The following is a 22,946-nucleotide window of genomic DNA, read 5'->3' on the forward strand; positions in this document are numbered from 1 at the left end:
GCGTTTCTCTCAAGCCTCGGCACTGCGGCCCTTCATCGCGAACAGCCCTTGCGGCCGCTTCTGGATGAAGACGACGATGACGACCAGCACCATGATCTTGGCCAGCACGGCGCCGGCCCAGCCTTCCAGGAACTTGTTCAGCACCCCCAGGCCCAGCGCGGCGTAGACGGTGCCGGCCAACTGGCCGACGCCCCCCAGCACCACGACCATGAAGGAGTCGACGATGTAGTTCTGCCCCAGGTCGGGGCCGACGTTGCCCACCTGGCTCAGCGCGCAGCCGGCCAGACCGGCGATCCCGGCGCCCAGGCTGAAGGCATAGGTGTCGATGCGGGCGGTGTTGACGCCCATGCAGGCGGCCATGCGGCGGTTCTGGGTCACGCCGCGCACGAACAGGCCCAGCCGGGTCTTGGCGATCAGCAGCGAGACGCCCCCCAGCACCAGGAAGGCGAAGGCGATGATCGCGATGCGGTTGTAGGGCAGCGTCAGGTTGCTCATCACGTCGATGCCGCCCGACAGCCAGGCCGGGTTCTCGACCGGCACGTTCTGCGCGCCAAAAAGGGTTCGCACGCCCTGCATCAGCACCAGCGAGATGCCCCAGGTGGCCAGCAGGGTCTCCAGCGGACGGCCATAGAGCCAGCGGATCACCAGCCGCTCCAGCACCGCGCCCACCAGCGCCGAGGCCAGGAAGGCCATCGGCACCGCCAGCCAGAGGTAGTAGTCCCACGCGCCGGGCGCATAGGCCTTGAACAGGTTCTGCACCACATAGGTGGCATAGGCGCCGATCATCATCAGCTCGCCGTGGGCCATGTTGATCACGCCCATCAGGCCGTAGGTGATGGCCAGGCCCAGCGCCACCAGCAGCAGAATGCTGCCCAGGCTGAGGCCGGTGAACAGCACGCCCAGGCGGTCGCCCCAGGCCAGGCGCGCAGACACCTTGTCCAGCGAGGCCAGCAGCGCGCCCCGCACCGCGGGGTCGGTCTCACCGCCGGCGGCCAGACGCTCCTGCAGCAGGCTCTTGACCTGCATCCGGCCGCTTTCACCCAACAGGCGCGCAGCATCCAGCCGCTGCGCCGGGTCCGGCGCGGTGACCAGGATGGAGGCCCGCATGCGGCCCAGCGTCTCCTGGAGCGCGCCGTCCTTTTCGGCGGCCAGGGCCTTCTCGATCAACGGCAGCTGGGCCATCTCCAGCGACTGCTTGCCCAGCGCGGCCACCGCATCACGGCGGGTGGACAGCTCGGGCGACAACAGCTGCAGGCCGGCTTGCGCGGCCTCCAAGGCGCCCCGCATGCGGTTGTTGTTGACCACGTCCTCCGCATCGTCGGGCAGCGTCGCGGCGGCTCCGGTGGCGGCGTCGACCACCGACTCGCCCTGCACGATCAGCACCTGCCGGGGCGTGAGCTTGACGGCATCGTCCAGCAGGGCGTTGACCAGCGGGGGCAGGCCCGCATCGGCACGCGCCACCGCGGCGTCCAGGGCCGTGATGCGGTCATCGGTCTCGCCGCTGGCGATGGCCCGGGCCTGTTCGGGCGTGAGGGCATGGGCGGTGGCGGCCAGGGCGGTCAGGCCCGCCAGCAGCAGCGTTCTGCACAAGCGCATGGAAGACTCTTTTCGAAGGCTGGGGGCAAGAAAACGGGCCGGTCCGTCACCGGCCGGCCCGTGTCAGCGGGGGCCCGTTCCCTCGGAGAGGAACAGGCCGGCCGGCTGCTTACTTCTTCTCGGGTTCGTCCTTCTTGCCCTTGTTCTCGGGGATGTAGGGGCTCCACGGCTGGGCCTTGATCGGGCCCGGGGTCTTCCACACCACGTTGAACTGGCCGTCGGCCTTCACCTCACCGATGAACACCGGCTTGTGCAGGTGGTGGTTCTTCTTGTCCATCTCGACGGTGAAGCCGTCCGGGGCCTTGAAGGTCTGGCCGGCCATCGCCGCGATCACCTTGTCGGTGTCGGTGGACTTGGCCTTCTCGACGGCCTGGGCCCACATGTGGATGCCGATGTAGGTGGCTTCCATCGGGTCATTGGTCAGCGGCTTGTCCATCTGGCCCGGGATCTTCTTGGCCTTGGCGTAGGCCGTCCATTCCTTGATGAACGCGGCGTTGGTCGGGTTCTTGATGGACATGAAGTAGTTCCAGGCGGCCAGGTGGCCCACCAGCGGTTTGGTGTCCACACCGCGCAGCTCTTCCTCACCCACCGAGAAGGCCACCACCGGCACGTCGGTCGCCTTCAGGCCCTGGTTGCCCAGCTCCTTGTAGAAGGGCACGTTGGAGTCGCCGTTGATGGTCGAGACCACAGCCGTCTTCTTGCCTTCGGCCGCGAACTTCTTGATCTTGGCGATGATGGACTGGTAGTCGGAGTGGCCGAAGGGGGTGTACTCCTCCAGGATGTCGGCGTCCTTCACCCCCTTGCTGTGCAGGAAGGCGCGCAGGATCTTGTTGGTGGTGCGGGGGTAGACATAGTCGGTGCCCAACAGCACGAAGCGCTTGGCCGAACCGCCGTCCTTGCTCATCAGGTATTCCACCGCAGGAATGGCCTGCTGGTTGGGCGCGGCGCCGGTGTAGAACACGTTCTTGCTCAGCTCTTCACCCTCGTACTGCACCGGGTAGAACAGCAGCGAGTTCTTCTCTTCGAACACCGGCAGCACCGACTTGCGGCTCACCGAGGTCCAGCAGCCGAAGGTGACGGCCACCTTGTCCTTGTCGATCAGCTGCTTGGCCTTTTCGGCGAACAGCGGCCAGTTGGAGGCCGGGTCCACGACCACCGGTTCCAGCTTCTTGCCCAGCACGCCGCCCTTGGCGTTGATCTCGTCGATCGTCATCAGGGCCACGTCCTTCAGCACGGTCTCGGAGATCGCCATCGTGCCCGACAACGAGTGCAGAACGCCGACCTTGATGGTGTCGGCCGCCTGGGCCAGGGAGGAGAAGCCGAGCGCACAGGCCGCGGCGGCCAGGGCGGTGACGGAACGGCGGGAAATCTTCATGGGGTGGGTGCTCCAAACCGAGGGGTTGTCGAGCCTCTTGCCGAGGCGTTGTCCCGTGCCTGACGGGCTGACGCTAGGTTAGGAGCGCAGCGGGGGCGCACCAATACGCAGGTTGGCGTACCCGGCGCAGCGGGCGGCCGGTGTCAGCCGGCCTCGCCGTTGCGGCGCAGCCGGCCCAGGGCCAGTGCCGCGGCCGCGGTGCGGGTCTCCACGCCGAGCTTTTCGAACACGTGTTCGAGGTGCTTGTGCACCGTGCGGGGGCTGGTGCCCAGGATCTCGCCGATGTCGCGGTTGGTCTTGCCCTGGATGACCCAGTGCAGCACCTCGGCCTCGCGCGCGGTCAGCGGCAGCGCCTGCATCAGGGCCTGGGTCAGCGCGGCCTCGGAGGTCTCGCGCAGCACCAGCAGCCACTCGCCCTCGCTGCCCTGGTCACCCGGCATCGGGTGCAGGTCGAAGCTGACGCGGCGGCTGCCCTGCGAAATGTTCAGCGGCGCGGCCTCGGCCCCGGCGCGACGGCGCAGCCCTTCCCGGGCCAGCCAGGCCGCCACCTCGGCCGGCAGGGCCTGCTCGGGCACCGCGGGGAAGATCTCGCCCATCAGCCGCCGGGCCAGCACCGTCTGCCAGAGACGGCGCCCATCCCGCTCGCGCACCACCAGCGTGGCATGGCCGAAGGCATCCAGCGCATTGCGGGCCTGGCGTTGGTCGCGGGCGCTGCGCAGGTGCGCCGCCAGCCGGGCCAGGACCTCGCGCGGGCGCAGGGGCTTGGTCACGTAATCGGCGCCACCGGCGGCAAAGGCTTCGACCACTGCCTCGGTCTCGGTCAGGCCGGTCATGAAGATGATCGGGATGCCGGCGGTGACCGGGTCGGCCTTGAGCCGGCGCGCCACCTCGAAGCCGTCCATGCCTGGCATGACCGCGTCCAGCAGGATGATGTCGGGCTGGGCCTGGGCGGCCCGCTGCAACGCGGCCTCGCCATGGGTGGCCACCAGCACGGTGTAGCCCGATTCGTCCAGCGCATCGTGCAGCACGGCCAGGTTGTCCGGCACGTCATCGACGATCAGCACCAGGTCGCTGTCGCGGGCGGCATCAATCAGGTCGGGGTTCATCCAGCACTCGGTTCAGCCAGTCCAGCAGCGCGTCCAGCTGGAACTGGCGGGTCAGCGTCCGGGCCCGGTCGGTGAACGCGGCCGCCTCCGGATGGGCCGCGGCCATCGCCTCCAGCTGCCGCGTGATGCCACGCGGGTAGCCCAGGGCCACCACCTCGCGCAGGGCCTCCAATTGTCCAACCGATGGCAGCGGGCCGATGGCCCGCCCCCCCGCCGCGGCCGGCGGCCGGGACTGCGACGCCACGCCGTCGGCCGGCAGCCAGCTCAGGCCCAGGTGGCTGCCCAGCCAGTCCAGCAACTCCACCAGGCGCACCGGCTTGACCAGGAAGTCGCTGGCTGGCAGCCCCAGGTCGTTGTCCAGCCCCTTGTCGAAGGCATTGGCCGAGATGATGGCCACCTCGGCCTGGCTGAGCCCCTGGGCGCGGATTCGGCGCAAGGTCTCCCAGCCGTCAATGCCCGGCATGGCCAGGTCAAGGAAGATCGCGTCGGGCCGCAGCGTGGCCAGGCGTTGCAGACATTCCTCGCCGGAGGCCGCCTGCTCGATGACGAAGCCCAGCGGTTGCAGCAGGTCCACCAGCAGCGTGCGGTCGGCCTCCTCGTTGTCCACCACCAGGATGGTGCGGCGCGGCCCGGCGTAGCCGCTGCGCGCGGAGACGGGCGCCCCGCTGGCGCTGGGCGTGTCCGCCGGCAGCGCGGGCAGGAACAGACGCAGCCCAAAGGTGCTGCCCTGCCCGGGCGTGCTGCGCACGGTCATCTCGCCGCCCATCAGGTCGGTCAACATCTTGCTGATGGTCAGGCCCAGACCAGTGCCCCCGGCCGCGGCCGTGCTGGCCGAGGAGCCCCGCGCGAAGGGCTCGAAGACGCGCTCCAGCTCGGCCGGCTGCATGCCGGGGCCGGAGTCGATGATCTCGATGCGGGCCATCTCGCGCGCGTAGTGGACGCAAAAGACCACCTCGCCGTGGCTGGTGAACTTCACCGCATTGCCCAGCAGATTGATCAGGATCTGGCGCAGACGGCGCTCGTCCGCCCGCACCACCTCGGGCAGGTCCACCGCCAGCTCGGCCCGAAAGCCGATGCCCTTGGCCGCCGCCTGCAGCTCGAACAGGCCGGCAATCTCGGTCATGCAGTCGCGAAAGCGCATCGGCTTGCGGTCCAGCGTCAGCTTGCCGCCCTCGATGCGCGCCAGGTCCAGCGTGCCCTCGATCAGGCCCAGCAGGTGGTCGCCGCCACGGCGGATCACCGACACCGCATGGCGCCGATGGGCCGGCATCGCCGCGTCCTCTTCAAGCAGCTGGGCGTAGCCCAGGATGCTGTTGAGCGGCGTGCGCAGTTCGTGGCTGATGGAGGTGATGTAGCGCGTCTTGGCCTGGTTGGCCGCCTCGGCCGCGCGCTTGGCGGCCTGCAGCGCCAGGTCGGTCTGGCGGTGGGAGTCGATCTCGCGCATCAGCGCCTCGGTCTGGCGCTGGGTCTCCTCCTGGGCCACCTGCCGGCTCTTGTGCGCCAGCACCACCCACCAGGCCACCACGCCGGCCACCAGCAGCAAGGCGGCGTAGGCCTTGATGAAGCCAGCCCGCAGCGAGGGCTCCAGCATCGGCACGAACTGGGCCCCGCGCTCGGTCAGCACCTTCACCTCCTGGTGGTAGAGCAGACCGAACAAAGCCGCCAGCGCCGGCACGATGCAGCCCATCAGCAGCAGGTACTGGCCCAGGCCGGTGTCCACCTGGGGCGCCAGCCGCGGCGGCAGCAGGCGCTGCAGGAGCTGCTTCCAGCCGGCCCAGATGCGGTCCACCAACCGGGGCTGGGGCTTGCACTGGTCGGCACAGCGGGCCTCCAGCGTGCAGCACAGCGAGCAGATGAAGCCCCCATAGGCGGGGCAGCGCGCCATGTCCTCGGTTTCGTAGTCGCGCTCGCAGACCACGCAGCGCTGCAGGCGGCGGTAACTGCCGCCTCCATCGGCCAGGCCCGGCGCAGCCGCGGGCACCGGCTCGGGCTGGCGGGCCAGGTAGTAGCGCCCCTGCGTGGCCCAGGCGATCAACGGTGAGGCCACCAGCGCCGTCACCAGGGCGATCAGGGCCGAGAACGCCTGCGCCGTCGGCCCGAACGCCCCCAGGTGGGCGGCGATCGACAGGGTGGAAGCAAGCGCCATGGCACCAACGCCGACCGGGTTCACATCATGCAGATAAGCGCGGCGGAACTCGATGCCCGGCGGGCTCCAGCCCAGGGGCTTGTTGATGACCAGGTCAGCCACCACCGCCATGATCCAGCTGATCGCGATGTTGGAGAACAACCCCAGCACGCCGCCCAGGGCCTGGAACACGTCCAGCTCCATCAGCATCAGCGCGATCAGGGTGTTGAAGACCATCCACACCACCCGGCCCGGGTGGCTGTGGGTGACGCGGGAAAAGAAGTTCGACCAGGCCAGCGAGCCGGCATAGGCATTGGTGACGTTGATCTTGAGCTGCGAGACGACCACGAACAGCGCCGTGGCCGCCACCGCCACCCCGTAGTGGGGAAAGACGAACTCGTAGGCGGCCAGGTACATCTGGCTCGGGTCCACCGCCCGCTCCACCGGCACCATGTGGCCAATGGCCAGGTAGGCCAGCAACGCGCCGCCCAGCATCTTCAGCACCCCCGGCAGCACCCAGCCCGGCCCGCCCACCAGCACCGCGGTCCACCAGCGCAGGCGGTGGCCGGGCCGGCATTCGGGCATGAAGCGCAGGTAATCCACCTGTTCGCCCATCTGGGTGATCAGGGCCACGCCGACCGTCATCGCGGCGCCGAAGGCCTGCAGGTTGAACTGACCGAACTGACCGCCCTCGCCCGGGTAATGCGCCAGGCCGTCGATCAGCCCCGGGTTCTCATGGAACACGTACAGATAAGGCAGCACCAGCATGGCCAACCACAGTGGCTGGGTCCAGACCTGCAGACGGCTGATGTTGGTGACGCCATAGGTGACCAGAGGAATCACCACCAAGGCGCAGACCAGGTAACCCCAGGCCGGCGGGATGTCGAAGGCCAGCTCCAGCGCATAGGCCATCACCGCCGCCTCCAGGGCGAAGAAGATGAAGGTGAAGCTGGCGTAGATCAGCGAGGTGATCGTCGAGCCCAGGTAGCCGAAGCCCGCGCCGCGGGTCAGCAGGTCCATGTCCACGCCATGGCGGGCCGCATAGACGCTGATCGGCCAGCCGGCCAGGAAGATGATCAGCCCGGTGGCCAGGATGGCCCAGAAGGCGTTGACGAAGCCGTAGCGCACCAGCAGCGTGGCGCCCACCGCCTCCAGCACCAGGAAGGACGCCGCGCCGAACGCCGTGTTGGCCACCCGCCAGTCGGACCATTTGCGGAAGGAACGCGGCGTGAAACGCAGCGCGTAGTCCTCCATGGTCTCGCTGACCACCCACAGGTTGTAGTCGCGCCGGATCTTGACCACCTGCTGGGACGCAGGGGGCGAGGACGGCGTGGCGGCGGGGGGCAGCGGGGCGTTCATCTCAGGGCCGGATCATCCCACGCCCCTCACAAGAAGCGTGCCCGCTCAGGCCCAGGGCGGGGTGTCGTCGGCCGGGGCGGTGGCAGGGGCCGGTGCAGGGGCGGCCGCCGGGGCGGGCGTTGCCGGCGCCAGATCGGCCGGCAGCTCGCCCGGCTGCAGTTCGCCGTCCAGGGCCTCCACCAGATCCGGGATCAGCTGGCACAGCTCGCCGGTGGCGATCGCCACATCGGTGTCGAAGGCCTCTTCAGGCCGGTCAGCCGAGCCTTGGCGCCCCTCGAACACCACATCCTCGAAGGCCAGTTTGCGGATCACACCCTGTTCGGTCAGTGTGAAGCCGACCCGGCCGGCCCAGGTCAGCGCCAACCGGGTCGGCGCCTTGCCCTGGGCGATGTGCTCGCGCACCTCGTCGATGTCCAGCGCATGGCGGGCATAGCGCACCACCGACTTCATCTCGTCCTGCGACTTCAGCTCGCACTCGCGGTCGATGCTGAAACCCGCCGGCGCTTCGCCCTGGGTCAGCCAGGCGGCCATCGCCACCGCGGGCGAGAGCCGGGTCTGCAGGGGCCGCAGGGCGAAATGCTCCCAGGCCTTGACCAGCGGCGTGACCACGGCCTCGGCCCGCTTGGTGCTGCCGGCATCCACCATCATCAGACGGCGTTGCGGGTCGATCCAGGCCTGCAGATGGCCCTGCTTGGTGAAGGCCATCGGCAGCAGCTCGTGCATGGCCTGTTCCTTCAGCTCCTTGCTCTGCTTCTTGCCCGGCTTGCGGCCGGTGGTCTGCTCGATCTGGGCCGCGATCTCGTCGGTGCGGCGCTTGATCACCGAGGACGGCAGCATCTTCTGCTCGATCTTCAGCTTGACCAGCCACTGGCCGCCGACCGATTCGATGAAGGGCGCATGCTCGATGCCGCGGGGCGGCACCCAGCCCAGCGACAGCGGCTGCGAAGGTGCGCAGGGCACGAAGGGCTCCTTGGCCAGGGCCTGCTCGGCCGCGACCAGATCCGGCACCCACTCGGGGCCGATGCGGTAGACGATGAGGTTCTTGAACACGTCGCTCTATCCCTGAAAGAAGAACCCCGCCGGGCCTGGGGCGCGGCGGGGCCGGTGGAACGGAAACGGCCCGGGGGCCAGCCGGTCAGGCCAGACGGCCGTGGCAGGACTTGTACTTCTTGCCGCTGCCGCAGGGGCAGGGGTCGTTGCGGCCCACGCGCGGCACATCGCCGGCCGGCGGGAGCTCGGGGGTCTCGGGGTCGGCGCTGACACCGCCATCCTCGGTCGGATGGGTGTAGCTGACGTTGCTGAGCCGTTCGACCTGGTCTTCCAGGGCCTCGGCCGCCTCGCTGACCTGTTCCTGGGTCTGCACGCGCACGGTCATCAGCACGCGGGTGACTTCCATCTTGACCACGTCCAGCAGCTGGGCGAACAGCTCGAAGGCCTCGCGCTTGTATTCCTGCTTCGGGTTCTTCTGGGCGTAACCGCGCAGGTGGATGCCCTGGCGCAGGTAGTCCAGTGCGGCCAGGTGCTCGCGCCAGTGGGTGTCGATCGACTGCAGCAGCACCATGCGCACGAAGGGCTTGAACTGCTCTTCGCCCACCAGGTCGAGCTTGGCCTGGAAGGCGGCATCGGCCGCGGCCAGCACCTTCTCCAGCACCTCCTCGTCGGTGATGCTGTCGCTGGCCTCGACCAGGGTCACCAGCGGCACCTCCAGTTGCCATTCCTCGCGCAGCGTCTTCTCCAGCCCCGGCAGGTCCCACTGCTCTTCCAGGCTGTCGGCCGGCACGTAGGTGCGCACCACCTCGGTCATCGTGGCGTGACGCAGGTTGGTGATCTGCTCGCGCAGGCTGTCAGCGACCAGGATCTCGTTGCGCTGCTGGTAGATGACCTTGCGCTGATCGTTGCTGACGTCGTCGTACTCCAGCAGCTGCTTGCGGATGTCGAAGTTGCGGGCCTCGACCTTGCGCTGGGCGGATTCGATCGAGCGGTTGACGATGCCGGCCTCGATGGCCTCGCCCTCGGGCATCTTCAGGCGGTCCATGATGGCGCGCACGCGGTCACCCGCGAAGATGCGCATCAGCGGATCGTCCAGCGACAGGTAGAAGCGCGAAGCGCCCGGATCGCCCTGACGGCCGGCGCGGCCGCGCAGCTGGTTGTCGATGCGGCGGGACTCATGGCGCTCGGTGGCGATGATGCGCAGGCCGCCTGCGGCCTTCACCTGGGCATTCAGGCCCGCCCATTCGTCCTTGAGCTGCTGGATACGACGGGCCTTCTCCTCCTCGGGGACGGTCTCGTCGGCCTCCAGGAACTGGACCTGTTTCTCGACATTGCCACCCAGCACGATGTCGGTGCCGCGCCCGGCCATGTTGGTGGCGATGGTGATCACCCCCGGCCGACCGGCCTGGGCGATGATCTCGGCTTCCTTGGCGTGCTGCTTGGCGTTGAGCACCTGGTGCGGCAGCTTGGCCTGGGTCAGCAGCTGGGCCAGCAGTTCGGAATTCTCGATCGAGGTCGTGCCCACCAGCACCGGCTGCCCCTTCTCGTGGCAGACGCGGATGTCGGCGATCACGGCGTCGTACTTCTCCTTGGCCGTCTTGTAGACGAGATCGTTCTCATCCTGGCGAATCACCGGCTTGTTCGGCGGAATGACCACCGTCTCCAGGCCATAGATCTCCTGGAACTCATAGGCCTCGGTGTCGGCCGTGCCGGTCATGCCGCCGAGCTTGCCGTACATGCGGAAGTAGTTCTGGAAGGTGATCGAGGCCAGCGTCTGGTTCTCGCTCTGGATCTGCACACCTTCCTTGGCCTCGACGGCCTGGTGCAGGCCATCGGACCAGCGGCGCCCGCTCATCAGGCGACCGGTGAACTCGTCGACGATGATCACCTCGCCGTTCTGCACCACGTAGTGCTGGTCACGGTGGTACAGGTAGTGGGCCCGCAGCGCCGCGTACACATGGTGCATCAGCGTGATGTTGGCCGGGTCATACAGACTGGCACCTTCCACCAGCAGGCCAGCTTCGGTCAGCAGCCGCTCGGCGTTCTCATGACCCTGCTCGGTCAGGTAGACCTGGCGGCCCTTCTCGTCCAGGGTGTAGTCGCCCGGCTCGATCACGCCTTCACCGGTGCGCGGGTCGGCCTCGCCGACCTGCTGCTTGAGCATCGGCGCGATCGCGTTGATGCGCACATAGAGCTCGGTCTGGTCATCGGCCTGGCCGGAAATGATCAGCGGCGTGCGAGCCTCGTCGATCAGGATCGAGTCCACCTCGTCGACGATCGCGAAGTTCAGGCCACGCTGCACCCGGTCGGCCGGGTCGTAGACCATGTTGTCGCGCAGATAGTCGAAGCCGAACTCGTTGTTGGTGCCGTAGGTGATGTCCGCCGCATAGGCGGCCTGCTTGGCCTCGCGGTCCATGCCCGGCACGTTGATGCCAGTGCGCAGGCCCAGGTAGCCGTAGAGCCGCCCCATCCACTCGGCATCGCGCGTGGCCAGGTAATCGTTGACGGTCACCACATGCACGCCCTGGCCCGACAGGGCGTTCAGGTACACCGGCAGCGTGGCCATCAAGGTCTTGCCTTCGCCGGTGCGCATCTCGGCGACCTTGCCGCCGTGCAGGGTCATCCCGCCGATCAGCTGCACATCGAAGTGGCGCATCTTGAAAACGCGCTTGCCGGCCTCGCGCACCGTGGCAAACGCCTCGGGCAGCAGATCGTCCAGGGTCTCGCCCTTGGCCAGCCGTTCACGGAATTCGGCTGTCTTGCCCTTCAGCGCTGCCTCGTCCAGGGCCGCAAACGTCGGCTCCAGGGCGTTGATGCGCTCGACAACGCGCCGGTACTGCTTGAGCAGACGGTCATTGCGACTGCCGAAAATCTGGGTAAGTAGCTTGGGCAACATGCGGCGTCCAAAGGACTGAACAAACGACTGAGTTTAGCACCGGGGGTTGACGGGCCCGGGACCATGAATGGGGTGCCGCTACACTGGGGCCATGAACGCTCCGCGGGCGCAGCAGCCCTATACACGCCCCCTCGCCGAAACCCTGGGCACCAACGCCACACTGGGGCGGCTGATGGAGCGTCTGCACGAGTCGGAACAGCGCCTGCAGGCCGTGCGGCAGGTGCTGCCACCGGCGATGCGGGCGCATGTGCGCAGCGGGGTGCTGGATGAAGAGGGTTGGAACCTGCTGGTGCCCAACAACGCAGTGGCCGCGAAGTTGCGCCAATGCCTGCCGCTGATCGACCAGGTGCTGGTCGAAGCAGGCTGGCCCCGCGTGACGCTGCGGGTCAAGGTGCAGCCCGTGCAGGCCTGAGAAGGCTTTGGTGCCGGCTGTCCGAATCGAACGGACGACCTACGGTTTACAAGACCGTTGCTCTACCAACTGAGCTAAGCCGGCGGGTGCGGTCGGCATTCTAGTGGCACGCCGGGACAGGTCCCGCGGCGCCAGCGGCCTTTATTTGACGCGCTTGAGCGCCGGCCGGGGCGACGGCGCGCTGGGCGGCGGCTCGTCATCCCCGTTGGGCGCCGGCACCTCGGCACCGGCGGACGGCTCAGGCTCGACGGCCGCCAGGCGCAGGCCGGTCGGCCGCTCGGCGGCCCGGTCCGTCACCGGCTCGGCAGCGGCCTCGGACTCGCCATCCGCAGGCGCCACCGGCATCGGGAAGGCCATGCCCTGCCCGTTTTCACGGGCATAAATGGCCACCACATGGTCGACGGGGACGACGATCTCCCGGGCCACGCCACCGAACCGGGCCTTGAACTCGACAAAGTCATTGCCGAGCTTGAGCCCGCTGGTCGCCTCGAAGCCCACGTTGAGCACGATCTCGTTGTTCTTCACGTACTCCATCGGCACCTGGACGCTGCGATCGACGTACACCGCCAGATACGGCGTGAAGCCGTTGTCGGTGCACCAGTCATGCAGCGCCCGGACCAGGTACGGACGGGTCGAACTGCCTTGGGAATCGGCAGGCGGCGAAGGGGGAACGTTGCTCATCAGTGGGCCCGTGGCGACTTACTTGCGCATGACCTTTTCGGACGGGGTCAGCGCCTCGATGTAGGCCGGGCGCGAGAAGATGCGCTCGGCGTACTTCAGCAGCGGCGCCGCATTCTTCGACAGGTCGATGCCGTAGTAGTCCAGGCGCCACAGCAGCGGCGCGATGGCGACGTCCAGCATCGAGAAGTCATCGCCCAGCATGTACTTGTTCTTCAGGAAGATCGGGGCCAGTTGGGTCAGGCGGTCGCGGATCTGGGCGCGGGCCTTCTCCATCTGCTTGTCCGTGGCCTTGATGCCGCGGCCTTCCAGGATGTTCACGTTCGCGAAGAGTTCCTTCTCGAAGTTGAACAGGAACAGGCGCACACGGGCACGGGCGACCGGATCCCCGGGCATCAGCTGCGGATGCGGGAAACGCTCGTCAATGTACTCGTTGATGATGTGCGACTCGTACAGGATGAGGTCGCGCTCCACGAGGATGGGCACCTCGTTGTAAGGATTCATCAGCGCGATGTCTTCAGGCTTGGCAAACAGATCGACATCGCGAATCTCGAAATCCATGCCCTTCTCGAACAGCACAAAGCGGCAGCGGTGCGAGTAGGGGCAGGTGGTTCCGGAATACAGCACCATCATGGTGGTGGGCTCCCTCAACAGCAAAACAGAATCGACAGACGCCGAAAACGGAAAAACGCAGCGTGCCTGACGACACGCTGCGTGCGAGACCAAGCCTCGCGGCTGATCTGGATTTTACTTGACGTCCTTCCAGTAGGCCGAGTTCAGGCGCCAAGCCAGGAACATCAGCACGGCCAGGAAGCCCAGAACCCAGATGCCCAGCTGCTTGCGCTGGAGCTGAGCGGGCTCGCCCATCCACTGCAGATAGGCCACCAGATCGGCGACAGCGTCGTCATATTCCTGGGCGCTCATCGTGCCAGGCGTGGCCGGCGCCACCAGCGTCACATGCTGAACGCCGTTCTCACCCTGTGCGATGTGGGCCGTCTGCTCGCCCTGCAGTTCCCACAGCACATGGGGCATGCCCACGCTGGGGAACACCACGTTGTTCCAGCCGGTCGGGCGGGTGTCATCGCGGTAGAAGCTGCGCAGATAGGTGTAGAGGTAATCCGCACCGCTGCCCTGGGCACCGGCCCGCGAACGGGCGATCACGCTCAGGTCCGGCGGGTTGGCGCCGAACCAGGCCTTGGCGTCCTTCGGGTCGATGGCCACCTTCATCAGGTCGCCCACCTTCTCGCTGGCGAACATCAGATTGCCCTTGATCTGCGCATCCGTCAGCCCGATGTCGTGCAGCCGGTTGTAGCGCATGAACGAGGCACCGTGGCAGTTCAGGCAGTAGTTGACGAACAGCTTGGCACCGTGCTGCAGCGCCGCGACGTCCTTCACCTTCTCGGCCGGGAACTTGTCCCAGGCCGGCCCGCCCGTGTTGGCCGAAGCGCCACCGACCAGACAAAGCGCCGCAAAGCAGCTGGCAATGAGTTTCTTCATCATGTTGTTGCTCCTGCCGTCGGTTCAGTGCGGGTGAAAGTTCACGCGATCGGGCACCGGCTTGAAGGGGCCGATCTGGCTCCACCACGGCATCAGCAGGAAGAAGCCGAAATAGAACAGGGTGCCGACCTGGGCGATCAGGGTGCCGGTGTCGGAGGGCGGCTGGATGCCCAGGTAGCCCAGCACCACGAAGAACACCACGAACACGCCGTACAGCGCCTTGTGCCAGCTCGGACGGTAGCGGATCGACTTGACCAGGCTGTGGTCCAGCCAGGGCAGGAAGAACAGGATGATCACGGCACCGCCCATCACCACCACGCCCCAGAACTTGGCGTCGAAGGTCTTGAGCAGGAAGATCGCCACCAGGGCCGCCACGATCACACCCACCTTGGCCACGCCGGAGAAACGCCCCTTCAGCAGGGCCGCCACCGCCGCCAGCCCGATCACGCCACACAGCACATTGACCATCACGTCGGTCGTGGCGCGCAGCATCGAGTAGAACGGCGTGAAATACCAGACCGGTGCGATGTGCAGCGGGGTCTTCAGCGGGTCGGCCGGGATGAAGTTGTTGTACTCCAGGAAATAGCCACCCAGTTCCGGGCCGAAGAAGATGATGGCGCAGAAGACCATCAGGAAGCCCGACACGCCCAGGATGTCATGCACCGTGTAATACGGGTGGAAGGGGATGCCGTCCAGCGGGCGGCCTTGCGCGTCCTTCTTGGCCTTGATCTCGATGCCGTCCGGGTTGTTCGAACCCACTTCGTGCAGCGCGATGATGTGCGCGACCACCAAGCCGAGCAGCACCAGCGGCACCGCGATGACGTGGAAGCTGAAGAAGCGGTTCAGGGTCGCATCGCCCACCACGTAGTCGCCACGGATCAGCAGCGACAGGTCCGGGCCGACGAAGGGGATGGCCGAGAACAGGTTCACGATCACCTGGGCGCCCCAGAAGGACATCTGCCCCCAGGGCAGCAGATAGCCCATGAAGGCCTCGGCCATCAGGGCCAGGAAGATCGCGCAGCCGAAGATCCAGACCAGTTCGCGCGGCTTGCGGTAGGACCCGTACAGCAGGCCCCGGAACATGTGCAGGTACACCACCACGAAGAACGAGGAGGCGCCGGTCGAGTGCATGTAGCGGATCAACCAGCCCCAGGGCACATCGCGCATGATGTACTCGACCGAGGCGAAGGCCACCGGCACGCCCGCCGCATTCAGCGAGGCGTCGGGCTTGTAGTGCATCACCAGGAAGATGCCGGTGACGATCTGGATCACCAGCACCAGCAGGGCCAGCGAGCCGAAGAAATACCAGAAGTTGAAGTTCTTGGGGGCGTAGTACTCGGACAGGTGCTCCTTGTACATCTTGGTGGCCGGGAAGCGGTTGTCCACCCAGGTCATCAGCTTCACGCCCAGCGGCGCGTCCGCCGGCGCGACTTTGAATTCAGCCATGGTTGCCTTTCGTCTTGTCGTTGGGGCGCCAGATCAGGCCTTCTTGTCCTCGCCGATCAACAGCTTGGTGTCGGCCAGGTACATGTGGGGAGGCACTTCCAGGTTGTCCGGAGCGGGCTTGTTCTTGAAGACGCGGGCAGCCATGTCGAAGGTGGAGCCGTGGCACGGGCACAGGAAGCCACCCGGCCAGTCGTCCGGCAGCGACGGTTGCGCCCCCGCGGCGAACTTGTCGGACGGCGAACAGCCCAGGTGGGTGCACACGCCGATCACGACCAGGTATTCCTTCTTGATCGAGCGCCACTCGTTCTTCGCGTACTCGGGGATCGGGTAGGCCTTGCGTTCGGAATTCGGGTCGGCCAGTTCGCCGTCGTGCTTGCTCAGGGCCTCGACCTGGTCCGGCGTGCGACGGACGATCCAGACCGGTTTGCCACGCCATTCGACGGTCATCTTCTCGCCCGGCTTGAGCGCACTGATGTCGACCTCGACCGCGGCACCCGCCGCCTTGGCGCGCTCCGAGGGCGCAAACGTGCTGACGAAGGGCACGGCCGTCGCCACGCCACCGACGGCGCCAGCGCAACTCGTGGCGATCAGCCAGGTGCGCTTGCCTTGGTCCACCGCGTTATCACTCATGGGGGTCCTTCTAGGAGCTTGGGAAAGACGGGCAGACTTCTCACTGTCTGCTCACGGGCAATCTGGCATTTTAGCGAAGGGCGCAACACATCCAATTCGACCTAGCGCAATCTGTCGCAACTTGCTCAAGGCCTGGAATTGACACTGATTGCATCCCGGCAATACTGCGGACCGAAGATCAGGTTTGATAAGACCTCATCCGGCGGGCACCTCACCCCGAGCGGCCGCCCTCACCCACAACACAGCAAGGAGTTTCCATGGGGTTCATGACCGAGTTCAAGGAGTTTGCCGTCAAGGGCAATGTCGTCGATCTGGCCGTCGGTGTCATCATCGGTGGGGCGTTCGGCAAAATCGTCGATTCGGTGGTCACCGACCTGATCATGCCCTTGGTTGGCCTGGCGCTCGGTGGGCTCGATTTCTCGAACCACTTCGTCCAGTTGTCGGGAACCCCGGCCGCCACCCTGGCCGAAGCCAAGAAGGCTGGGGCCGTCTTCGCCTACGGCAACTTCCTGACCGTGCTGCTCAACTTTGTCATCCTGGCCTTCATCATCTTCGTGATGGTCCGCCAGATCAACCGGCTGCGCAAAGCGAGTGAACCCGCCCCGGCACCGGCGTCGGAGCCCGTCACGCCGGAAGACGTGCTGCTGCTGCGCGAGATCCGGGATTCGCTCAAGCGCTGAGGCTCAGCGCAGGCCGATCAGGCGGCGGGCCATGCGGGCCGCCGCCACCAGGCTGTCGGCACGGGCCACGCCCTGCCCGGCCACGTCGAACGCGGTGCCGTGGTCAGGGCTGGTCCGCACCAGGGGCAGGCCCAGGGTCACGTTGACCCCCTCCTCCACGCCCAGGTACTTCACCGGGATCAGGCCATGGTCGTGCGTCATGGCCACGACAAAGTCGAACTCGCCCGGATGATCCGGCGCGTGACGCGCCCGCATGAAGACCGTGTCCGGCGCGAACGGCCCACGCGCGTCAATGCCTTCGGCCCGGGCGGCCTCAATGGCCGGCGTGATCAGGCGGATCTCCTCATCCCCAAAACGCCCGCCCTCCCCGGCATGCGGGTTCAGCCCCGCCACCGCGATGCGCGGCGCCGGCATGCCAAACCGCTGCCCCGCCCGATGGGTGATGCGCAGGGTTTGCAGGATGCCCGGCGTGTCCAGGGCCTCGATCGCCGCCCGCAGCGCCATGTGGATGGTGACCAGCACCACCCGCAGCTGCTCATTGGCCAGCATCATCCGCACCGGCGGCAGCGTACCCCCCTCGGCGCAGAGCGCCTGGAGCATCTCGGTGTGACCCGGAAACGGCACACCGGCCGCCCCCAGCGCCTCCTTGTGCAAAGGGGCGGTCACCAAGGCGGCCACCTGCCCTGCCCGGGCCAAGCCGGCCGCCGCGGTGATGCAGGCGGCCGCCGCCGCCCCCGCGCGCGCATCGATCTGGCCCCAGGGCAGTTGGGCCAACCCGGCCGGCAACCCTGGCGGCTGCCAGACCGGCAGCGCGCCCGGAGGGCAGCGCAGAACGTCCTCGGGGCGCTCCAGCCAGGCCACAGGCAGCCGCAGGCCGGCCGCCCGTGCCCCCCGCCGCAGCACCTGGACGTCGCCGACCACCAGAGCATCATCGAGCGCACCCGCGGCAAAGGCCTTGGCGATGATTTCCGGGCCGATCCCCACGGGATCGCCCATCGTGACCGCCAGTCGCGGTGCGGTGGAGGTCGTCATGCGGGATTGGGCAGGTCGATGAAGCGGTGGCTCAGGCCGAACTGGGCCGCCAAGCGCTCCGCCACGGCCGGCGCGCCATAACGCTCGGTCGCATGGTGGCCGCAGGCCAGGAAGGCCACCCCGGTCTCCCGGGCCAGGTGGGCCTGCGGCTCAGAAATCTCGCCGGTCAGGAAGGCGTCGGCACCGGCGGCGATCGCCGCCTCGAAGTAGCCCTGTGCGCCACCACTGCACCAGGCCAGGCGGCGCAGGGGGCGTCCATCCCCGGGCAGCAGCGTCGGCAGGCGGCCCAGGCGGTCGGCCACCGTGGCCGCCAACGATTCGGCCGACAGCGGCTCCGGAGGAGCGCCGACGAAGCCAAGCTCCTGCTCGCCAAAGCGCCCGTCCGTTCGCCAGCCCATGCGCGCGGCCCACTGGGCGTTGTTGCCCAGCTCGGCATGCGCATCCAGCGGCAGGTGGTAGGCCAGCAGGTTGATGCCATGGGCCAGCAGACGTTCGACCCGGGTCTTGAGCCAACCGGTCAGCCGCCCATCGTGCCCGCGCCAGAACAGGCCATGATGGACCAGGATGGCATCGGCCCCCTCGTCCACTGCAGCGTCGATCAGCGCCAGGCTGGCAGTCACCCCGGACACCAGGCGCCGAATTTCCGGGCGCCCCTCGACCTGCAGACCGTTCGGCCCATAATCCTTGAACCGCTCAGGCTGCAACCATTGGTTGAGGCATCCCTCGATCTCCGTCCTCGCCGCCATGGGCTCCTTCCTCGACGTGTCATGCGCAGAATCTGGCTTATTTTCGCCCAATCGGTCACGGTCGCCGTGGCCGTGGTCTTCGTGCTGGGGACCTTCAAACCCGGCTGGCTGCAACAGGCGCCACGCATGGCCTGGCCGCAACAGGAGCCCACGGTGGCCGCCTCCGGTGTGCCGGTGCAGATCGCCGACGACCCCCTGCCGACACAGCCGCTGAGCGTGGCGGCCCGCAAGGCGGCGCCCGCCGTGGTCAGTGTGACGGCCAGCAAGACCAACCGGGTCGACAACCCGCATGCCGAGGACCCCTGGTACCGCTATTTTTTCGGCCAGCGCGGCGAAGAGGGTGACACGGCCGACACCCAGCCACAGGTCGGCCTGGGTTCGGGCGTGATCGTCTCGACCGATGGCTACCTGCTGACCAACAACCACGTCGTCGACGGCGCCGACGCGATCCAGGTGCAGCTGTCCGACGGCCGCACGGCCAAGGCCCGGCTGGTCGGCACCGACCCGGAAAGCGACATCGCCGTGCTCAAGATCGACCTCGAACACCTGCCGGTGGTGAGCCTGGGCCGCATCGAGAACGTGGCGGTCGGCGATGCGGTGCTGGCCATCGGCAACCCGTTCAACGTCGGGCAGACCGTCACCTCGGGCATCGTCAGCGCCCTGGACCGCAGCGGCCTGGGCCTGTCCACCTTCGAGAACTTCATCCAGACCGACGCGGCGATCAACCCCGGCAACTCCGGCGGCGCGCTGATCGACGTGAATGGCAACCTGATCGGCATCAACACCGCGATCTACTCCCGCTCGGGCGGCAGCATGGGCATCGGCTTCGCGATCCCGATCGACCTGGCCCGCCAGGTGATGAACGGGCTGGTCCGTGACGGTCAGGTCACCCGCGGCTGGATCGGTGTGCAACCACGCGATCTGGACCCCGAGTTCGCACAGAACTTCAAGATCCCGGTCTCGGAGGGGGTGCTGATCACCGGCGTGCTGCAGGACGGCCCGGCCAGCCAGGCGGGCATGAAGCCCGGGGATGTGGTGGTGCGCATCGCCGGCCAGCCCATCCACAACACCTCGCAGCTGCTGAATGTCGTGGCCGCCCTGAAGCCGCAGACCGATGCGGTGATCGGGGTGCAGCGGGGGCAGCAGGCACTGGACCTGAAGGTCCACATCGCGCAGCGGCCCAAGCAGCAGACCCAGCAGTGAGCCCGCCCGCCGGAGCGCCTGAACCTCAGGCGCTCTTGTCGGCGTCTGCGTCCGGGAACTGGGTGTGCTTGACGAACACGCCAGCGGCCAGGATGCCCAGCTCGTAGAGAACGCACATCGGAATTGCCAGCGAGAGCTGCGAAACGATGTCTGGCGGGGTCAGGATGGCCGCGATGATGAAGGCCAGCACGATGAAGTAGCCGCGGAATTCGCGCAGCTTTTCCACCGTGACGATGCCGATGCGCACCAGCACGACCACGGCCACCGGCACCTCGAAGGCCGCCCCGAAGGCCACGAACATGGTCAGCACAAAGCTCAGGTAGGCCTCAATGTCCGGCGCCGCGGTGATGCTGTGCGGGGCAAAGCTCTGGATGAACTTGAAGACCTTGCCGAAGACAAAGAAGTAGCAGAAGGCCACGCCCGTGAGGAACAGCACGGTGCTGGAGATGACCAGCGGCAGCACCAGCTTCTTTTCGTGGTTGTAGAGACCCGGCGCCACGAAAGCCCAGATCTGGTAGAGCACCACGGGCAACGCCAGCATGAAGGCGGCCATCAGGGTGATCTTGAGCGGCACCAGGAAGGGCGAGATGACGTTGGTGGCGATCATCGTCGCGCCATGCGGCAGCGTGGTCACCAGCGGGGCCGCCAGCAGGTCGTACAGCCCCGCCGGACCGGGCCAGATGGCCAGCACGCCAAAGGCCACGCCGACGGCCAGCAGCGAACGCACCAGGCGATCGCGCAATTCGATCAGGTGGGAGACGAACGGGGCCTCGGTGCCCTCCAGTTCGTCGCGAGGTTCTTGGCTCATATCAGGCCCCTGAACGGGGCGGACGGAAACGGGCCACGCGGGCCGCGCCGGATTGCACGTGCAGACGCACGCCCTGCCGCTGCTTGTACCAGCGGGGCACGGCGCCGCGCTTCATGCGCCAGCGCTTGCGCGGCGGGTGGTAATCCGGCACGGGGTTCCATGCCGGTTCGGTCGAGGCCAGTGCAGGCGTGTCCCCTTCGGTGCCTGAGCTCCAGGCCTGTTCGACGGAGCTGGCCGCCTGCTGCACCTCCTGCTGGACACTCTGGCTGACGTCGCGCGCCGCCGTCTCGAACTGTGTCTTCATTTTCTGAAGCTCTTCCAGTTCGATCGAGCGGTTGACCTCCGCCTTGACGTCGGCCACGTAGCGCTGGGCCTTGCCGAGGAAATGGCCCACCGTGCGGGCCACGCGCGGCAGCTTTTCAGGGCCGATCACGATCAGCGCCACGGCGCCAATGAGGGCCAGCTTGTCGAAGCCGAAATCGATCATGCGGCCGCCGGTTGGGTCATGAAGGTGTCAGACAGCGACACGCTCAGGACTTCGGACGGGCGTCCACGTCAACCGTGTTGCTGTCGTTGGCCGACTTCTGCGCGGTGACCTGCGGTGCGGGCTCGGCCGGAGCTTCGCTTTCGGCGCCGTTCTTCATGCCGTCCTTGAAGCCCTTGACCGCGGAGCCCAGGTCGGAGCCCACGTTCTTCAGCTTCTTGGTGCCGAAGATCAGCACAACCACCACCAGCACGATCAGCCAATGCCAGATGCTGAACGATCCCATGTGAATTCTCCAGAAAACAATGTCCACGATTCTACGGGGCGGTTCGTGACACTTTGCGTCAAACCCGTGTCACGGGCCCGTCAGCTGACCCTAGGCCCTGCCGGCCCCAGGGTCAGCCCTTGGTCCAGGGGCGCGGGCCACCGATGACGTGCATGTGCAGGTGGTAGACCTCCTGCCCGCCATCCCGGCCGGTGTTGATGATCTGGCGGAAGCCGCCGGTGACGCCCAACTGGGCCATCAGCTGCGGTGCCAGCACCATCATCTTGCCCAGCAGCGCCTGCTCGGCCGGCGTGATGTCGGCCATCGTGGCGATGTGGGTCTTGGGAATGATCAGGAAATGCACCGGCGCCCACGGGTGGATGTCGTGGAAGGCCAGCACGTCGTCGTCTTCGTAGACCTTCTTGGCCGGGATCTGCCCGGCGACGATCTTGCAGAAAATGCAGTCGGGATCGGTGTGCATGGTGTCGCTGCCTCAGGCCTTGACCGGCATGGGCTTGTTGTCGTTCCAGTTCAGGATGCCCTTGACGATCCGGTAGATGACCCAGATCGAGTCGGCGAACAGCACAATGAAGCCGACGCCGACGATGATCGTGACGAAGCCCAACACGGCCCACAACAGGCTGAACCAGAAGGTCCGGATCTGCCAGGTGAAGTGGCTCTCGTAGATCGTGCCGGCCGTGTCCTCGCGCTTCACGTAATTGATGATCACCGCCACGATGGCGGTGAACCCGATCACCGCGCTGAGCGCATACAGGATGTAGGTGATCAGCGTGAGCTGCTTGAGGCTGGCCAGCCGTTCTGCCGACGGTGCCGTGTCGATCACATCGTTCATGAACCCTCCTGGTGTTCGCGTTGTTGCGCCTTGCGGGCGGCGAACTCCTCCAGGCCAGACAGCCCCTCGCGCCGCTCCAGTTCCTTGAGCACGTCGGCCGGCGACAGCCCGAAGTGCGCCAGCGCGACCATCGAGTGGAACCACAGGTCCGCCGTCTCGTAGATGATCTTGGCGCGGTCGCCGTCCTTGCCGGCCATCACCGTCTCGACGGCCTCCTCCCCCACCTTCTTCAGGATGGTGTCGGTGCCCTTGTGGAACAGGCGGGCGACGTAGCTCTTGTCGGGGTCGCCACCGCGCCGGCTCTCGATCACCTCATGCAGGCGTTGCAGCGTGTCGTTCGAACTCATGGGAATGCTCATGCCTTGTAGATGGTGGCCGGGTCCTTCAGGACCGGGTCCACGGCCTGCCATTGGTCGCCTTCCAGCCGCTCGAAGAAGCAGCTGTGGCGGCCGGTGTGGCAGGCGATGCCGGGCTCATGGCCCAGCTGGGTGATCTTCAGCAGCACCACGTCCTGGTCGCAGTCGACCCGGATCTCATGCACCTGCTGGAAATGGCCCGACTCCTCGCCCTTGTGCCAGAGCTTCTGGCGCGAGCGGCTGAAATAGACGGCCTGCTTCAGCGCGGCGGTGCGGGCCAGGGCCTCGCGGTTCATCCAGGCGAACATCAGCACGTCGCCGGTCGCGGCTTCCTGGGCGATGACCGGCACCAGGCCGTCACGGTCCCACTTGATGTGATCCAACCAATCCATGGTGGGCAGTGTAGCGA

At 67.0% G+C, this 22,946-nt stretch carries 23 protein-coding genes and 1 tRNA gene; 3 read left to right on the forward strand and 21 right to left on the reverse strand.

All coding sequences use genetic code 11. From position 1 onward, the window contains the following. Positions 1 to 9 precede the first annotated feature (9 nt). The 6 genes from urtB to secA form a co-directional block, all read right to left on the reverse strand. Positions 10 to 1,596, reverse strand: coding sequence for an urea ABC transporter permease subunit UrtB (gene urtB, locus KGA65_RS10175; RefSeq protein WP_225863033.1), 1,587 nt, complete (start codon positions 1,594 to 1,596; stop codon positions 10 to 12). 109 nt (positions 1,597 to 1,705) lie between these two features. Continuing rightward, a complete protein-coding gene (urtA, locus tag KGA65_RS10180) occupies positions 1,706 to 2,971 on the reverse strand; it encodes an urea ABC transporter substrate-binding protein (RefSeq protein WP_225863034.1) in 1,266 nt (421 codons plus the stop codon). Between the two features lie 143 nt (positions 2,972 to 3,114). Continuing rightward, on the reverse strand, positions 3,115 to 4,077 hold the full coding sequence (locus KGA65_RS10185) for a response regulator transcription factor (protein ID WP_225863035.1): 963 nt from the start codon (positions 4,075 to 4,077) through the stop codon (positions 3,115 to 3,117). After that, the gene (locus tag KGA65_RS10190; RefSeq protein ID WP_225863036.1) at positions 4,058 to 7,561 is read right to left on the reverse strand and encodes a hybrid sensor histidine kinase/response regulator; all 3,504 of its coding nucleotides are present in this window, start codon (positions 7,559 to 7,561) and stop codon (positions 4,058 to 4,060) included. Before KGA65_RS10190 ends, KGA65_RS10185 begins: the two co-directional genes overlap by 20 nt. Positions 7,562 to 7,606: 45 nt before the next feature. Continuing rightward, positions 7,607 to 8,611 (reverse strand): recombination-associated protein RdgC, encoded by a 1,005-nt coding sequence (locus tag KGA65_RS10195; protein WP_225863037.1) that lies wholly within the window; start codon positions 8,609 to 8,611, stop codon positions 7,607 to 7,609. Positions 8,612 to 8,696: 85 nt separating this feature from the next. Continuing rightward, positions 8,697 to 11,447 carry a preprotein translocase subunit SecA gene (secA, locus tag KGA65_RS10200; protein ID WP_225863038.1) on the reverse strand — a complete coding sequence of 917 codons (2,751 nt, stop codon included), beginning with the start codon at positions 11,445 to 11,447 and terminating at the stop codon, positions 8,697 to 8,699. 91 nt (positions 11,448 to 11,538) lie between these two features. On the opposite strand from secA, the gene KGA65_RS10205 reads away from it, so the two are divergent. Then, positions 11,539 to 11,859, forward strand: a complete 321-nt coding sequence (locus KGA65_RS10205; RefSeq protein WP_225863039.1) for a hypothetical protein — start codon at positions 11,539 to 11,541, stop codon at positions 11,857 to 11,859. 8 nt (positions 11,860 to 11,867) lie between these two features. Here KGA65_RS10205 and KGA65_RS10210 read toward each other — a convergent pair. From KGA65_RS10210 to petA, 6 genes are all read right to left on the reverse strand, one after another. After that, positions 11,868 to 11,943: transfer RNA gene (locus tag KGA65_RS10210), tRNA-Thr, on the reverse strand. 57 nt (positions 11,944 to 12,000) lie between these two features. Next, complete coding sequence (locus KGA65_RS10215; RefSeq protein WP_225863040.1) at positions 12,001 to 12,540, reverse strand: ClpXP protease specificity-enhancing factor; 540 nt, start codon at positions 12,538 to 12,540, stop codon at positions 12,001 to 12,003. A gap of 18 nt (positions 12,541 to 12,558) precedes the next feature. Further along, positions 12,559 to 13,170 carry a glutathione S-transferase N-terminal domain-containing protein gene (locus KGA65_RS10220; protein ID WP_225863041.1) on the reverse strand — a complete coding sequence of 204 codons (612 nt, stop codon included), beginning with the start codon at positions 13,168 to 13,170 and terminating at the stop codon, positions 12,559 to 12,561. Between the two features lie 114 nt (positions 13,171 to 13,284). Further along, on the reverse strand, positions 13,285 to 14,034 hold the full coding sequence (locus tag KGA65_RS10225) for a cytochrome c1 (protein WP_225863454.1): 750 nt from the start codon (positions 14,032 to 14,034) through the stop codon (positions 13,285 to 13,287). Positions 14,035 to 14,058: 24 nt separating this feature from the next. Then, complete coding sequence (locus tag KGA65_RS10230; RefSeq protein WP_225863042.1) at positions 14,059 to 15,480, reverse strand: cytochrome b; 1,422 nt, start codon at positions 15,478 to 15,480, stop codon at positions 14,059 to 14,061. Positions 15,481 to 15,513: 33 nt separating this feature from the next. Beyond that, the gene (gene petA / locus KGA65_RS10235; protein ID WP_225863043.1) at positions 15,514 to 16,110 is read right to left on the reverse strand and encodes a ubiquinol-cytochrome c reductase iron-sulfur subunit; all 597 of its coding nucleotides are present in this window, start codon (positions 16,108 to 16,110) and stop codon (positions 15,514 to 15,516) included. Positions 16,111 to 16,367: 257 nt separating this feature from the next. On the opposite strand from petA, the gene mscL reads away from it, so the two are divergent. Next, positions 16,368 to 16,790, forward strand: coding sequence for a large conductance mechanosensitive channel protein MscL (gene mscL / locus KGA65_RS10240; RefSeq protein ID WP_225863044.1), 423 nt, complete (start codon positions 16,368 to 16,370; stop codon positions 16,788 to 16,790). A 3-nt stretch (positions 16,791 to 16,793) separates the two neighbouring features. Here mscL and pdxA read toward each other — a convergent pair whose 3' ends face one another. Both pdxA and KGA65_RS10250 read right to left on the reverse strand, forming a co-directional pair. After that, complete coding sequence (gene pdxA, locus KGA65_RS10245; RefSeq protein WP_225863045.1) at positions 16,794 to 17,822, reverse strand: 4-hydroxythreonine-4-phosphate dehydrogenase PdxA; 1,029 nt, start codon at positions 17,820 to 17,822, stop codon at positions 16,794 to 16,796. Beyond that, positions 17,819 to 18,568, reverse strand: a complete 750-nt coding sequence (locus KGA65_RS10250; protein WP_225863046.1) for a Nif3-like dinuclear metal center hexameric protein — start codon at positions 18,566 to 18,568, stop codon at positions 17,819 to 17,821. The genes pdxA and KGA65_RS10250 overlap by 4 nt, the downstream gene beginning before the upstream one ends. A 21-nt stretch (positions 18,569 to 18,589) precedes the next feature. Between KGA65_RS10250 and KGA65_RS10255 the strand changes: the two genes are divergently transcribed. After that, positions 18,590 to 19,771 carry a trypsin-like peptidase domain-containing protein gene (locus KGA65_RS10255; RefSeq protein ID WP_225863047.1) on the forward strand — a complete coding sequence of 394 codons (1,182 nt, stop codon included), beginning with the start codon at positions 18,590 to 18,592 and terminating at the stop codon, positions 19,769 to 19,771. Between the two features lie 25 nt (positions 19,772 to 19,796). Here the strand turns inward: KGA65_RS10255 and tatC are convergent, their stop codons facing one another. The 7 genes from tatC to hisI form a co-directional block, all read right to left on the reverse strand. Next, on the reverse strand, positions 19,797 to 20,579 hold the full coding sequence (tatC, locus tag KGA65_RS10260; protein WP_225863048.1) for a twin-arginine translocase subunit TatC: 783 nt from the start codon (positions 20,577 to 20,579) through the stop codon (positions 19,797 to 19,799). A gap of 1 nt (position 20,580) precedes the next feature. Next, entirely contained in the window at positions 20,581 to 21,066 is a 486-nt protein-coding gene (tatB, locus tag KGA65_RS10265; protein WP_225863049.1) for a Sec-independent protein translocase protein TatB, read from the reverse strand. A 43-nt stretch (positions 21,067 to 21,109) separates the two neighbouring features. After that, positions 21,110 to 21,349, reverse strand: a complete 240-nt coding sequence (gene tatA, locus KGA65_RS10270) for a Sec-independent protein translocase subunit TatA (protein WP_225863050.1) — start codon at positions 21,347 to 21,349, stop codon at positions 21,110 to 21,112. Positions 21,350 to 21,461: 112 nt separating this feature from the next. Further along, on the reverse strand, positions 21,462 to 21,809 hold the full coding sequence (locus tag KGA65_RS10275; protein WP_225863051.1) for a histidine triad nucleotide-binding protein: 348 nt from the start codon (positions 21,807 to 21,809) through the stop codon (positions 21,462 to 21,464). A 12-nt stretch (positions 21,810 to 21,821) separates the two neighbouring features. Beyond that, on the reverse strand, positions 21,822 to 22,181 hold the full coding sequence (locus KGA65_RS10280; protein WP_225863052.1) for a DUF4870 family protein: 360 nt from the start codon (positions 22,179 to 22,181) through the stop codon (positions 21,822 to 21,824). Beyond that, positions 22,178 to 22,528 (reverse strand): phosphoribosyl-ATP diphosphatase, encoded by a 351-nt coding sequence (locus tag KGA65_RS10285; protein WP_225863053.1) that lies wholly within the window; start codon positions 22,526 to 22,528, stop codon positions 22,178 to 22,180. The genes KGA65_RS10280 and KGA65_RS10285 overlap by 4 nt, the downstream gene beginning before the upstream one ends. A gap of 8 nt (positions 22,529 to 22,536) precedes the next feature. Continuing rightward, positions 22,537 to 22,929, reverse strand: coding sequence for a phosphoribosyl-AMP cyclohydrolase (gene hisI, locus KGA65_RS10290; RefSeq protein WP_225863054.1), 393 nt, complete (start codon positions 22,927 to 22,929; stop codon positions 22,537 to 22,539). Between the last annotated feature and the right edge of the window lie 17 nt (positions 22,930 to 22,946).

The sequence above is a fragment of the Ideonella benzenivorans genome (genome assembly GCF_020387415.1).
Taxonomy (GTDB): domain Bacteria; phylum Pseudomonadota; class Gammaproteobacteria; order Burkholderiales; family Burkholderiaceae_C; genus Ideonella; species Ideonella benzenivorans.